At 66.5% G+C, this 13427-nt stretch carries 12 protein-coding genes; 6 read left to right on the top strand and 6 right to left on the bottom strand.

The features are described from left to right. Positions 1-19: 19 nt before the first annotated feature. The 5 genes from ACFVWR_RS12215 to ACFVWR_RS12235 all read right to left on the bottom strand — a co-directional run bounded on the left by ACFVWR_RS12215 (position 20) and on the right by ACFVWR_RS12235 (position 3674). Positions 20-421, bottom strand: a complete 402-nt coding sequence (locus ACFVWR_RS12215; protein ID WP_387212033.1) for a GntR family transcriptional regulator — start codon at positions 419-421, stop codon at positions 20-22. Continuing rightward, on the bottom strand, positions 418-1926 hold the full coding sequence (locus ACFVWR_RS12220) for an ATP-binding protein (protein ID WP_387212036.1): 1509 nt from the start codon (positions 1924-1926) through the stop codon (positions 418-420). Before ACFVWR_RS12220 ends, ACFVWR_RS12215 begins: the two co-directional genes overlap by 4 nt. Further along, positions 1892-2614: a response regulator transcription factor gene (locus ACFVWR_RS12225; RefSeq protein ID WP_387212039.1), complete on the bottom strand. Its 723-nt coding sequence runs from the start codon at positions 2612-2614 to the stop codon at positions 1892-1894. The genes ACFVWR_RS12220 and ACFVWR_RS12225 overlap by 35 nt, the downstream gene beginning before the upstream one ends. Positions 2615-2727: 113 nt before the next feature. Beyond that, on the bottom strand, positions 2728-3153 hold the full coding sequence (locus tag ACFVWR_RS12230) for an SRPBCC domain-containing protein (RefSeq protein ID WP_387212042.1): 426 nt from the start codon (positions 3151-3153) through the stop codon (positions 2728-2730). Between the two features lie 83 nt (positions 3154-3236). After that, complete coding sequence (locus ACFVWR_RS12235) at positions 3237-3674, bottom strand: Lrp/AsnC family transcriptional regulator (RefSeq protein WP_387212046.1); 438 nt, start codon at positions 3672-3674, stop codon at positions 3237-3239. 148 nt (positions 3675-3822) lie between these two features. On the opposite strand from ACFVWR_RS12235, the gene ddaH reads away from it, so the two are divergent. The 4 genes from ddaH (at position 3823) to ACFVWR_RS12255 (ending at position 8009) form a co-directional block, all read left to right on the top strand. Further along, a complete protein-coding gene (gene ddaH / locus ACFVWR_RS12240) occupies positions 3823-4683 on the top strand; it encodes a dimethylargininase (RefSeq protein WP_387212049.1) in 861 nt (286 codons plus the stop codon). A gap of 11 nt (positions 4684-4694) precedes the next feature. Continuing rightward, positions 4695-5975 (top strand): ornithine--oxo-acid transaminase, encoded by a 1281-nt coding sequence (gene rocD, locus ACFVWR_RS12245; RefSeq protein WP_387212052.1) that lies wholly within the window; start codon positions 4695-4697, stop codon positions 5973-5975. Positions 5976-6082: 107 nt separating this feature from the next. Continuing rightward, the gene (locus tag ACFVWR_RS12250) at positions 6083-7561 is read left to right on the top strand and encodes a peptide MFS transporter (RefSeq protein WP_387212055.1); all 1479 of its coding nucleotides are present in this window, start codon (positions 6083-6085) and stop codon (positions 7559-7561) included. 235 nt (positions 7562-7796) lie between these two features. Continuing rightward, entirely contained in the window at positions 7797-8009 is a 213-nt protein-coding gene (locus tag ACFVWR_RS12255; RefSeq protein ID WP_387212118.1) for a DUF3072 domain-containing protein, read from the top strand. Between the two features lie 78 nt (positions 8010-8087). On the opposite strand, the gene ACFVWR_RS12260 is transcribed toward ACFVWR_RS12255, so the two are convergent. After that, positions 8088-8825, bottom strand: coding sequence for a class I SAM-dependent methyltransferase (locus ACFVWR_RS12260; protein ID WP_387212058.1), 738 nt, complete (start codon positions 8823-8825; stop codon positions 8088-8090). A 250-nt stretch (positions 8826-9075) separates the two neighbouring features. Between ACFVWR_RS12260 and ACFVWR_RS12265 the strand changes: the two genes are divergently transcribed. Continuing rightward, the gene (locus ACFVWR_RS12265; protein ID WP_387212061.1) at positions 9076-11526 is read left to right on the top strand and encodes an RHS repeat-associated core domain-containing protein; all 2451 of its coding nucleotides are present in this window, start codon (positions 9076-9078) and stop codon (positions 11524-11526) included. A gap of 822 nt (positions 11527-12348) precedes the next feature. Then, complete coding sequence (locus ACFVWR_RS12270) at positions 12349-12645, top strand: hypothetical protein (protein WP_387212064.1); 297 nt, start codon at positions 12349-12351, stop codon at positions 12643-12645. The last annotated feature ends 782 nt before the right edge of the window (positions 12646-13427 follow it).

Consider the following 13427-nt stretch of genomic DNA (forward strand, 5'->3'; position numbering starts at 1 on the left):
AGGGGGGGTCAACGGGGCGTCAGCGGGGCGGATGCGCGGCGAGGGCGGTGCGCGCGAGGGCGAGCGCGGCGTCGGCGCCGAGGCCGAGGTCGGCCATGCGCTCGGCGAACGCGGTGGCCGCGGCGGCCGCCGCCCGCTCGGTGGCGTCGCGCGAAGCGATGAAGGTGCCGGCGCGGCCGCGGGTCTCGACCACGCCGTCCGCCTCCAGTTCGCGGTACGCGCGCGCGACGGTGTTGGGGGCGAGGGACAGCGCATCCGCGAGCGCCCGTACTGGCGGCAGGCGAGTGCCGACGCCGGCGTCGCCGGAGCTCGCGGCGTCGGTGATGAGCCGCTTCAGCTGCTCGAACGGCGGGACGGAGGATGCGGCGTCGAGCCCTCCGGTGAGAAAGGTGGGAAGCGACGCGGAAGGCTGCGGTGTCATTCTTCTCCATCGGCGTTCGGGGCGGTCGGCGCAGTTGGGGCGTTCGGGGCGGTTTCGCTGAACGGGAGCACGACGGTCGCGACGAGTCCGCCGTCTTCGGCGTTCGCCAGCACGACGCTGCCGCCCGCCGATCCGGCGAGGGCGGCGACGATGGCGAGCCCGAGTCCGCCGCCCGAGTGCCCGGTGCGCGACGCTTCGGCGCGCGTGAAACGGTCGAGGGCCACGGGGATGAAGTCGGCGGGCATCCCGGGCCCGGTGTCGTGCACGGTGAGGATCGCTTCGGCGTCGGTCGCGGTGAGTTCCGCGGTGACCGCGCGGTCGGCAGCGGATTCGGGTGCTGCGCTCAGCGCGGTCACCGCGTTGCCGATGAGGTTGTCGAGGATGCGCCCGAAATCCGTGACCGACAGCGCCACCGACCGCCCGGTCGCCGGCCGATCTTTGGGACGGTAGTCGAAGTCGATGGAGATGTCGGGCGCGCCGCTCTCGTCGTCGGACGACGGGGCGAGCAGCCGGGCGCGATCGATCGCGTCGGCGAGCTCGTCGGTGAGGGTGCGCCAGTCGGTTCGTCCGCTGGAGGGGCCGGCCTCGATGCGCGAGAGCGCAAGCAGGTTGTTCGCGAGCTGACCGAGCCGGATGGTCGTCGCGTGCGCCGAGCGGATGGCCGCGAGCAGCGCATCCGCGTCTCCCGCGTCGAGTTCGGCCAGCTCGAGCTGCCCACGCACGACGGCGAGCGGGGTGCGCAGTTCGTGGCTCGCATCCGACACCATCTGACGCTCACGGTCGGCGGAGGCGCGCAGCCGCACGATCAGGCCGTTGAGGGTGGTCGCGAGCTCCGCCAGCTCGTCGCGGGCCGGGCCGACGGGGAGGAGGCCGGTCGAGGAGACGTCGGCGATGCGCTGCGCCTGCTCGCGCATCCGGCTCACCGGGCGAAGCGCCGCACGGGCCAGCAGCCACGACGCTCCACCGAACCCGAGAACGAGCACGGTCGCTCCTAGGGCGAGCGCGACGGTCAGCCGGTCGAGGATGAGGTCGGTCGTCTCTTCGTTGCGGGCGGCGATCACGAAGACCGTTCCATCCTTCGTCGGCACGCTGCGCACGAGCACGAGGTACCGCTCGTCGCCGGTCTGGAAGGCGGCCGGCTCGGCACCGAGGTCGAGCAGTTCTGGCACGCGGCGTTCCAGCGCGCTGGGCAGCGTCGAGCCGAGCACGCGGCCGTGTTCGCCGACGATCGCCAGCTCTTGACCGCCCCCGGGCAGCGAGAACGGCCCGGCCGGGTCGGTCTTCAGCGCCTGGGCGGGCGTCGCGACGTCGCTGTTGAGGAGAGTGACCGTCGCGTTGTGCAGAATCGAGGCAACGCCGAGGCGCACGACCTCGACGGCGACCAACCCGAACAGGGCGGCCACGATCAGACTCCCGAGGGTGATGCGGGCCGTGATCGAGAGCCGGCGCACCCAGTTCACGGTCGCGCCGTCACGAAGTCGCTGGGCTGCTCGCGGCCTCGGCACTCGGGGCGGCTTGCGCGTTTCTCGCGTCGAGCCGGTAGCCGCGGCCGCGCTCTGTGATGATCGCCAGCCCTGCGCCCGCCGATTCGAGCTTCTTTCGCAGATACGACACGTACTGGTCGATCACGTTCGTGCCGATGTTCTCGCTCGTTCCCCAGACCGTCTCGAGGATGTCGGAGCGCGAGAGCGTCTTGTCGGGGTTGGTCGCGAACAGGCGCAGCAGGGTGAACTCCCGGCGGCTGAGCGGCATCTCGGTGCCGGCGATGAGCGCGCGGTGCTCGTGCGAGTCGATGGTGAGCCGGCCGACGGTGACCTGCGGGCGCATCCCGCTCGGCTCGCGGCGCAGCAGTGCCCGGATGCGGGCCGCCAGTTCGGCGAAAGCGAACGGCTTGGTGAGGTAGTCGTCGGCGCCCGAGTCGAGACCGTGCACCCGGTCTTCGATGGCGTCGCGTGCGGTCAGCAGCAGGATCGGCATCGGGTTGCCCGCCTCGCGCACGTGGCGGCACAGCTCGAAGCCGCTCATCCCGGGCAGCATCACGTCGATGGCGGCGGCGGAGAACACGTCTCCGCGAAGAGCGATGAGGGCGTCGACACCGTTCGTGACCAGCGTCACGTCGTAGCCTTCGGCGCTCAGACCGCGCTCGACGAGGCCGCCCATGTCGGGATCGTCTTCGACAACCAGCAGTTTCATGCGTTCATCGTGCCACCCTTTGCCGTGGTGGTGCTCGATATGCGCGGCTTCGGCGACCGGGGATGCTGTGGGTTCTCACAGTCCCGCGGCCGGCCCGGAGCGAAGCGTGCCGGTCACCCCGCTTCGACGACGCCTTTGAGGCCGTCGAGTGTCGCGGCCCAGTTGGCGGACATCCGCTCGGCCTCAGCGCTGTCGGCGCAGCCGTCCTGGGTGATCGTGACGCGGCTGCCCTCCCCGTCGGCCGCGATCGCGTACGTCACGTTCTGGTAGCTGGCGGGCTCATCCGGTTTACCGCTGAGCGGGCTGTAGTACGACGTGACGAGTCGGGTCGGCGGTGTGATCTCCAGGATGACGCCCTTGTCTTCATACGGCTTGCCCTCCCATTCGCCGCGGTAGACGATCGGGCTGCCCTGCCGCCAATCGGTCTCGACCCGGGTGCCGTAGAGGTATTTCGCGATGGACTCCGGGTCGGTGATGGCGTGCCACACGGCGTCTGGTGCTGCCGCGACCGTCGTCGTCGCTTCTGCTGTCTCGGTCATGGTTCCAGCCTGCCCGCATCCCGGGCCGTTGGCTTGAACAAAAGCGACGGCGCGAACAGAACGACGGCGCGCGGACCCTGGCGTCAGTCGCGGCCGCGGTGGATGAGCCGCGAGAGCACGATCGCACTGCGCGTGTGGTCGACGTTCGGGGCCAGACGCACGCGCTCCAGTGCCGCTTCGAGGCTGGGGATGTCGCGCGAACGGATGTGCACGATCGCGTCGGCGCTTCCGGTGACGGTTCCGGCGTCGACCACTTCGGGCACGGCAGACAGGATTCGCAGCAGCTCGTCGGGCGCGACCGTTCCACGGCAGAACAGCTCGACGTACGCCTCTGTGCTCATGCCGTCGATCGTGGGGTCGACCTGGATCGTGAATCCGCGGATGACGCCGTCGGCCACCAGGCGGTCGACGCGGCGCTTCACGGCCGAGGCGGACAGCCCCACCACGGAGCCGATGTCGCCGTAGCCGGCGCGCGCGTTCTGTCGGAGCAGGTCGAGGATGCTGCGATCGAGGTTGTCCACAGCGCAAGCATACGGTGGATCGTTGCGTGCACACCGAGGATGACGCATAGATCCTGCGCGACGTTTCGCTGCGTGAATCGCCGAACTCTGGCGATTCCTTGCGCGAATCAGCCGATATCCGCACACAATCGTGTGTGAAACTTGCTGCATGTCGATGATTCACGAGGGTGCGGAGCCACGCGTGCAGCGCCCGGAACGCACCGGCACCGCACGGTCGGTGCTCATGTGCCGCCCCGAGCACTTCACGGTCGTCTACCGGATCAACCCGTGGATGGATCCGCAGTCCCCGACCGACACCGCCCTCGCCGTTCGGCAGTGGGAGCAGTTGCGCCGCGTCTACACCGACCTCGGATTCGACGTGCAGCTCATCGATCCGATCCCCGGTCTGCCCGACATGGTCTACGCGGCCAACGGCGGATTCGTCATCGACAACATCGCCTACGGCGCGAGCTTCACCTACGCGGAGCGACAGCCCGAGGGCCCCGCCTACATGGACTGGTTCAGGGCCGAGGGGTTCGAGGTGGCCGTGCCGGAGAACATCAACGAAGGGGAGGGCGACTTCCTGCTGGTCGGCGACACGATCCTCGCCGGAACCGGTTTTCGAAGCGCCACCGCCAGTCACGCCGAGCTGGCCCGCATCTCCGGGCGCGACGTGGTGAGCCTCTCGCTCGTCGACCCGAACTTCTATCACCTCGACACCGCGCTCTCCGTGCTCGACAGCACACCGGGCCGCGAGCACATCGCCTACCTCCCCGGCGCGTTCGACGAGCCGAGCCTCGCCGTGCTGCGGGAACGCTACCCCGACGCCATCCTCGTGAACGACGAAGACGCATCCGTGCTCGGTCTCAACTCCTTCTCCGACGGCTACAACGTGGTCATCGCCTCGCGCGCCACCGACTTCGAGCGCCAGTTACGCGAACACGGATACAACCCGATCGGCGTCGACCTCTCCGAACTCCTGCTCGGCGGCGGCGGAGTGAAATGCTGCACCCTCGAGCTGCGACGGTGAAAGGACAGCCCATGACGAACGACACCCTGAGCGTCGACACGGTCGCACACCGCATCCACGCCGAGTCCGCAGCTCCCACCCCGCGTCAGGCGGAGGCCATCGAGCGCGAGGAGGCGCACGCCGCGCACAACTACCACCCGCTGCCCGTGGTGGTGGCGGAAGGGAACGGTGCCTGGGTCACCGACATCGACGGGCGCCGCTACCTCGACTGCCTGGCCGCATACTCCGCGGTCAACTTCGGGCACTCCAACCCGGTGTTGCTGGATGCGGCCCGCGCGCAGCTCGACCGGCTCACGCTGACCAGCCGCGCCTTCCACAACGACCAGCTGGGCCCGTTCGTCGAGGCGCTCGCGGCGCTCGCGGGCAAAGACATGGTGCTGCCGATGAACACCGGAGCCGAGGCCGTCGAATCGGGCATCAAGGTCGCCCGCGCCTGGGGTTACCGCGTCAAGGGCGTGCCCGACGGCCGAGCGAACATCATCGTGATGGCAGGAAACTTCCACGGGCGCACCACCACCATCGTCAGCTTCTCCGACGACCCGACGGCACGCGACGGTTTCGGGCCCTTCACGCCCGGCTTCCGCACGGTGCCGTACGGCGACGCCGACGCGCTCGCCGCCGCCATCGATGACGACACGGTCGCCGTGCTGGTCGAGCCGATCCAGGGCGAGGCGGGCATCCTGGTGCCGCCGGCGGATTTCCTGCCGGCCGTGCGTGCGCTCTGCGACGAACACCGCGTGCTCTTCATCGCCGACGAGATCCAGTCGGGTCTCGGGCGCACCGGCGCCACGTTCGCGTGCGATCTGGTCGGTGTCGTTCCCGACCTGTACCTGCTCGGCAAGGCGCTGGGCGGCGGAATCGTCCCAGTGTCGGCCGTGGTCGGCAACGCCGATGTGCTCGGCGTGCTGCAGCCGGGTGAGCACGGGTCGACGTTCGGCGGCAACCCGCTGGCCGCCGCGGTGGGCAGCGCTGTGGTCGCGATGCTCGCATCCGGTGAGCCGCAGGAGCGCGCCCGACTGCTCGGGCAGCGCCTGCACGCGGGACTCGAGCGCTTGATCGGCCACGGCGTGCTCGCGGTGCGGGGCGCCGGGCTCTGGGCGGGGATCGACATCGATCCGACCCTGGCCACCGGACGCGAGGCGTGCGAGCTCCTGCTCGAACGCGGGCTGCTCGCCAAAGACACGCACGGCTCCACCATCAGGCTCGCGCCCCCGATCGTCGTCGACCCCGCCGACCTCGACTGGGCCGTCGACCAGCTGGCCGCCGTGCTGCAAGACCTGTCCGCCCGGTGACCCGACACCGCTGACAGCGGGCGGATGCGCGGCGACCCGAAGCCCGCATCCGCCCAATTCTGCTGAATCACTGCGTTTCGTCGCGGCGCGGTGGGAGCATGTCTCACATGAGCAATACAACATCGCAAAAGCAACCGCCGGAATCCGCCGACGCGGGCAAGACGTTCTTCGGTCAGCCGCGGTCGCTCGCGAACATCTTCGGCGTGGAGATGTGGGAGCGGTTCTCGTTCTACGGGATGCAGGGGATCCTGCTCATCTACCTCTACTACTCCGCGTCGAAGGGCGGCCTGGGCATCGACCAGGCCACAGCGGCCGGCATCGTGGGCGCGTACGGCGGGGCGGTGTACCTGTCGACGATCCTCGGCGCCTGGCTGGCCGACCGGATGTTCGGGTCGGAAAGAGTGCTGTTCTGGAGTGCCGTCGTCATCGTGGCGGGCCACCTTTCGCTTGCGGTGCTGCCGGGTGTGTCGGGGGTCATCGCGGGCCTGATCTTCATCGCCATCGGCAGCGGCGGTCTGAAAGCGAACGCCACCCGCATCGTCGGCACGCTCTACGACGAGCATGACAGCCGGCGGGATGCGGGCTTCTCGCTGTTCTATCTCGGCATCAACCTCGGCGGGTTCTTCGGGCCGCTGCTGACCGGCCTCCTGCAGACCACGTTGGGGTTCCACTGGGGCTTCGGTCTTGCGGCGGTCGGTATGACGTTCGGCCTCATCCAGTACTCGCTGGGCCGCAAGCGTCTTCCCGCCGAAGCGCACGAGGTGCCCAATCCGTTGCCCGCGTCGAAGCGCGCCAGGGTGATCTGGATCGCGGTCGCCGCTGTGGTCGTCATCGTCGTACTGGTGCTCACCGGAGTGATCACGGCGAAGAACCTCGCACTGATCGTCATCGGAGTGGTGATCGTGGCGACCATCGCCTACTTCGTGGTGATCCTCGGTTCGAAGCTCGTCGGCGCCACCGAGCGCAGCCGGGTGCTCGCGTTCATCCCCCTGTTCGTCGTCAACGCGGCGTTCTGGTCTCTGTACCAGCAGCAGTTCACGGTGCTGACGATCTACTCCGACGAGCGCCTCAACCGAGACCTGTTCGGGTGGATGTTCCCGGTGTCGTGGGTGCAGTCGATCAACCCGATCTTCATCATCATTCTGTCGGGCGTCTTCGCGGCGATCTGGACGAAGTGGGGCGACAAACAGCCGTCGACCCCGCTCAAGTTCGCCGCGGGAACCGTGGTGATGGGTCTGGCCTTCCTCCTGTTCCTGATCTGGGCCGGTGGCGGCGAGAACAGCACGCCGCTGCTCGCGATGGTGGGCATCCTGTTCGTGTTCACGGTCGCCGAACTGCTCATCTCGCCGGTCGGGCTCTCGGCGACGACGAAACTCGCGCCACACGCATTCCGTGCGCAGATGGTGGCGCTCTACTTCCTGTCGGTCGCGCTCGGCACGGCGGTGGCTGGGCAGCTCGCCAAGCTCTACACGCCCGACACCGAAGGCATCTACTTCGGCATAATCGGGGGCATCGCCATCGTGATCGGCGTGGTGCTCGCGCTCATCAGTCCCTGGGTGCTGAAGCTGATGCGTGGAGTTCGCTGAGGCGGGGTCGCACGTGCCGCCGTTCGGGCGTACCGTCCCGGCCATGAGCGACGAACGACGAGACGAGCAGGTGCCCGACGTGTCCGCGGCGATGCCGGGAGAGGACGCTCAATCGAGCGTCGGCGGTGCGGCCCCGGACGCATCCGCGGTCGGGCGGCTGGGGGAGAACGCGGAGCCGGGACTCGACGGAGCGGCCGGCGGCGGCGGTGGCGACTCTGTCGCCGACGACAGCGAGGTGCTGGGCGGTGCAGCGCCCGATCCCAGTAACCCGGCCAGCAAAGATCCGAGCGAGTGGGTGACGGGCGACGAGCCGATGACCGGTGCGCAGGCCAGCTACCTGGACACCCTGGCACGGGAGGCGGGCGAGGAGCTTCCCGCCGACCTCACCAAGGCGCGGGCCTCCGAAGAGATCGACCGGCTGCAGGAGAAGACCGGGCGCGGTCGCTGACGAGACAGCCCGGCGATGGTGGACAGAGCGCCCACCGCCATCACGCACAGGCGCGGTCGAACGTGACGCAATGGGGCGCTACGCGACCTCTAGAACGAACAGGATGAACGCCAGAAAGCGACCGCTCGGGCGCCCCTCGAATTCCTCCGGGAAGCGCTCGTAGGCCGCAGGCGACGGAGCCGGCTCGCTGATCGTAGTGATACGAAATCCTGCCTCGGTGAAGGCGTCCGTCATCGCGTGGAGGGGCCTGTCCCAGAACGTCAGCTCGGCCCTCTCGCCGCCGAGATCCCACACTTCGGTCCGGGAACGCACGCCGAAGTACTCGGACGAACCGCCACCGAGCCGGTCACCGAGGAAGACGGCAGCAGGATGCTCCTCCGACACGATCAGCCTCCCACCCGGCCTCAACACGCGTCGGAACTCACGCAGGGTCGATGCCCAGTCCTTCAGGTAATGCAGCGCCTGAGAGACCACCACATCGTCGAAGGCGTCGTCGGCGAATGGGAGCGTCTCCCCGAGGTCAGCGAGCAACAGGTCCGCTTCTTGACCGAGTCGGAGGCGTGCTTGTTCGAGCATTCCCGCGCTGGAGTCGAAACCGGTGACGACCGCACCTGCGTTTCGCAGGTCGGCGAAGACCGGCCCCGAACCGCAGGCGGCGTCGAGGATGCGACGGCCGCTCACATCGCCCGCCAGCTGCCGCAGCGCTGGACGGTTGTAGTACTCGTTGAGCAGGCTCGACTCGTTGAACTCGGCGTAGCCTTCCGCGATCGCGTCGTATCCGGCCTTGCTCGCTGTCGAGTTGGAAGTCTCCGTCACGCTGCTCATCGTCGCACGAGTGTGAGGAACGGAGCGGAGATCGGCGAACGGTGGCGGATAGGCGACTCGGGCAGGATCGGCGCGGTGCTGCGCTGACCCTCGCCCAGAACGTATACCAAAATACGCGTTATGAAATGGGTGTTCTACCCCTCTCATAAGTTGTGCAGGGGATAGCAGCAACGCTTTGGGGCATGTCACGCGCTACTCCTACGATCGGGCCGCTCAGCTCACAACTGCGACGGAAGGCTTCTTGAAGGATGCGAAACCCTCGGCCGCCGTCAATGTAACCACTGCATACGGTTACGACAAGGACGGGAATCTCACGACGGTCACCGACCCGAACGGTCACGCCACCGCGTACACGTTCGACAAGGCCGGCCGGCCGCTGACGGAGACGAACGCCGTGGGCAACACGACCCGCTACTCGTACACCGCGTCCGGGCGCGCCGCATCCGTCACCAACGGGGCAGGCCAGACCACCCGCCTCACCTATGACAAGAGGGGCGACCTCACCCGGCAGGATCTGGCCGGTCAGGCGGCAACGTTCGAATACGACCGCAATCAGAACCTCATAGCGATGGTCGACCCCACCGGCACCACGGGATTCATCTACGACAAGAACGGGCGCCAGACCACTCAGATCGACCAGGCCGGTGGCCGTCTCAGCTCCACCTTCGACAAAGCCAGCCAGCTCACCTCCCTGAAGCTGCCCACCGGGCAGACGTTGGGCTACACCTATGACAAGGCGGGCCGGGTCACCTCGCAGAGTTCGCCGTGGGGTGCTCTCACCTACGGTTGGGATGCGGCGTCGAACCTGACCGAGCTCGCCCGCTCCACGGGCGTGACCACCTCGTACGGTTACGATTCCACAGATCGGGTCACGAGCATCCTGCATCAGACGCCTGAGCCGACGGACGTGGAGCCGACCGCGACTCCGACCCCGCTGCCGGTCGTGTCGAGGCAAGCGAACGGCTGCACCACGGTCGCCGCCTACCTGGGCGAGCGCAGCAACCCGGGCGCCGGGGCGAACAAGCAGTGCAAGATGACGAACGCCTACCTCGGCGACCGCACCCTGCCGGTGCCGGCGAACCCCGTGCCAGATGGCGGCTCGCTCGAGTACAGGTACGCCTACAACGCCGACGGCAGTGTCACCCGGGCCGACCGCACCATCATGGAACCCGCGATCGTCGGCCTTCCGACGTCAACGGATGCGGCTCCGGCGGATACTTCGGTCGCTCCGGCCGCGCCGAAGGCCACGACGCGGTCGATGGCCTATAAATACGACGCCCTCGACCGCTTGACCGCGTCCACGAATTCGACCGGCGAGAAGAACAGCTACGGTTATGACGCCGCCGGCAACCGCACGAGCTGGAAGCGAACCGGAACGGCCTCGAGCGACTTCACCCAGTCGGCGTCGTTCAGCAACGCGAACCAGCTCACCCGCACCGACACCACGGGTGCGAACGCGGGCATCGCCAGCTACGGCTACGACGGCGCAGGCAACCGCACCGCCCAGTCGGTCGGCGGAACCGGAACCAGCTTCAGCTACGACCCGACCGGCCGCACCACCTCGGTCGACCGGAACGGCCGCAGCACGACTTACGCCTATGACGGTCTCGGTCGCCAGGCTTCCAGCACTGACACCACCGAGTACGGTTCCAGCACCACGCGCACGGTCTCCGCCGGGCTCGCCCCCGTCCAGCAGTCGGATGACCGCCACGGAACGACCACTCTGGTGCGCGACGCCGCAGGCAACCTCGCCGCACACGTCACCGGCGCAGGCGTCGCGACCTGGGATCTCCTCGACGGCCTCGGCTCCACCGTCGCCGGCGCCACCGGTTCTTCGATCACCCAGCTCGCCTCCTACTCCGACTGGGGTGTGCAAGAGTTCGCCACCGACGGCTGGTCGTCTCCCGAGGGCTACACCGGCGAAGCGAGCGACGCCACGCAGGGCCTGAACCACTACTACGCCCGCAGCTACGATCCCTCCGCCGCGACTTGGACGGCGCCGGACACGTACCGCGGGCTGCTGGCCAGCCCGCAAACGCTCGCCCGCTACGCCTATGTCGGCAACAACCCGACGACCTACATCGACGTTCTCGGGAACTTGTGCGCAAAGCGTGGGCCGGGGGATGCCCTCCCTCTCGGCTGCGGCGCCCCGCCCGTGCAGGCATACAACAATGTCACGATGCCGCCGCCCGCACCGCCGTACGTGCCCAAGAAGGCCGATCCCAAGCCCAAGGGGCCCAATGACAAGAACCTTGAGTCTGCAAAACATTCTCAGTGGGATTCGATGGTCATCAATTGGAACAAAACGTGGAAGAACGTCGGCCCCAACTGGGACAAAACATGGGCGAATTTCTTCGATACCCCACAGGCGCGAACGTGGGATCCCTTCCTCAAATGGGTAGGAGAACACGCAGGAATGACCGGAATGTATTGCGGCGTGCTTCTGTGTGTCCAGATCGGTTCAGATGGATTCGGAATCGGGCCTGCCGTCGGAGCGGGGGCGTCGATATCAGCGGGAGCGAGCACTGGGGGCCTTAGCGGCCTTGGCGTCTCGGTAGGGTGTTGGGCCGCGGATGGTGTGGGCGCGTACGCATCCTATTCACGTGATTGGGAAGGGCGACAGAGTCCAGATGTAGGTATCACCACCGGAGCCGGAGCCGGCTGCAGTGGACTCATCATGTGGTATTGGTAATTGGAGACTCGATGAATCTTTTGATGCTCATAGCGGGCTGTGTCGCCTTGCTGGCGGGCGCGGCCAGCGTTATGTTTAGAGAGGCTATTGCGAGGCACAATCGGCGCAATATCGAGGCAAGGTTCGGGTCGAATTACCCTGCAGCTAAACGTTCAACACCGTGCCTAATGGCGTGGCTTGGATGTCTGTCAGCAATTCTTGGGGTGTCCCTACTAGTCAAAGCGATCCTTGGTTGAAGCCAATATTCACGCTGTTAACGAGCACGGCTCCAACTATCGTTCGGGCCTTGGGATAAGTAACCGGCACGTGGACGGTTTATGGGCAGACACCTGCCGGAGGAATGCTGTGAAGAATCGCAGTATGCGACCCGGCCAGAGTGAAACCAGCATAAGACGGCGCCTGATGTTATCTCGATCGTTACTCATACTTTTCGCCGCTGGGAACGCCGCTGTCGAGGTTATCTCGATGCTGTCGAGTGACTGGTCGGCACTTGCCGACCGCTACAACGCAACGCTTATTGCCAAAGGCAATGCTCCTACGGCCGTTACAGACGCGATTTTCACGGCAACGTTCGCGGGCAGGCCACATAGTCGCCTTGGTATTGTGGGTTGTCCTGCCCCTGTTGATTGCGCGTTGGCTTCGCCGCAAGGGCCCATGGTCGTGGATTCTGGCCGTGCGCAATCTTGCCTTCCTGCTTTCGTGTTTCGGAAACGCGACCAGATTGTGGCTCGCGCTTCCGCTCCTCATTGCCGGAATTGCCACTCCGCCCCAGAAGCGCCGCCGCCGTTGTGCATCCTCTCCCTCGGGAGGGGCTAGCGACTCGTGCTCGTCTTGTTCGTCGTGTTCGCGGTGTTCTCGGCATTGATGATTTGGCGAATGGAAACACTTCGCAGAAATGCGATCGACATCTCAGACATCCACGGGCGCGTGGCGGGCAAACGGATCGCGCCAGAACAGGGAACCATCGGCGCTGGCGAGATCGGCGCCATCTCCCTCCTTCCCATGCACGTCATCCCGGAATCTCGCATACTTCGCATCGACACGGCTCGCGGTGAACGAAACGTTGTCGTAGACGCCGAAACGTTCGCGGGCTATGAAGTCGGGGATGCATTTCCCTAGAGCGCCCAGCCCACTGGTGTCCGGCTTGAGCTCAGGCACCCGACCGCGGTCAGGCGGCTGGAAAGAGCGTTGCGATTCTCTAAGACGATGCAGGTATTGAAGATGGGAAGTAGAAGCGCCGATGAAAGCGACTAGCTCGTCACGCTTTTCGCGTAACTGGATACGTGCACGGTGGGCGCCGATTGTGGGTGACTATTTCGCAAGCAGAATAGCGAAGACGTTTGTTGCACCGAAACTTGCACTTTGCGTGCTCCCCTTCTATTGGGTTGTTGGAGCCGCACACGCCCTGAGCATGGGCCCGACCAGAGAGTGGCTCGGTTTTGCGACCGGGATCCTGAATATGTTGCTCTTCGCGCTCGCCTTTGCTTGGGCAATCGCGCTATACAGAGTCCGCGCATCCTCGCGTCAGGAACTCGAGCATGCTGGTCTGAAGCCGACGTCGCGTCCGGCTCTCCTCAGCACGTCACGATTCCGGGAGTGGTGCTCGAAAGAGGAGATATCGAAAAGCAACATAGTCATCGCCCTCGTGCGTTTACGTTGATTGCCAGGTAAGGCGCTTCCGCATGGTGGTTTCAAACGCAAGGTGGTCAGCAGTGAACAGAATCGTCGGCGTGTGGACTCCGCTGGTGGGGAATGGTTGCGCGCGCTGGTTGGCACGAGCGCACGCACCGCTTCTCGTGCTGTTTGTCACCATTGTGGTTTCGTGGCCGATTGGCGTTCTTCGCGCAATTTCGTCGGGTAGCCTCCAGGAGGCGTTATCGGTCGCAAATGGCCTGGTATTT

It is taken from the genome of Leifsonia sp. NPDC058292 (assembly GCF_042880955.1).
GTDB lineage: Bacteria > Actinomycetota > Actinomycetes > Actinomycetales > Microbacteriaceae > Leifsonia.

Excerpts from the sequence above, each read along its gene's own strand:
- ACFVWR_RS12215 (WP_387212033.1), bottom strand. The coding sequence starts at position 421 with ATGACACCGCAGCCTTCCGCGTCGCTTCCCACCTTTCTCACCGGAGGG.
- ACFVWR_RS12225 (WP_387212039.1), bottom strand. The coding sequence starts at position 2,614 with ATGAAACTGCTGGTTGTCGAAGACGATCCCGACATGGGCGGCCTCGTC.
- ACFVWR_RS12250 (WP_387212055.1), top strand. The coding sequence starts at position 6,083 with ATGAGCAATACAACATCGCAAAAGCAACCGCCGGAATCCGCCGACGCG.
- ACFVWR_RS12230 (WP_387212042.1), bottom strand. The coding sequence starts at position 3,153 with ATGACCGAGACAGCAGAAGCGACGACGACGGTCGCGGCAGCACCAGAC.
- ddaH (WP_387212049.1), top strand. The coding sequence starts at position 3,823 with ATGTCGATGATTCACGAGGGTGCGGAGCCACGCGTGCAGCGCCCGGAA.
- rocD (WP_387212052.1), top strand. The coding sequence starts at position 4,695 with ATGACGAACGACACCCTGAGCGTCGACACGGTCGCACACCGCATCCAC.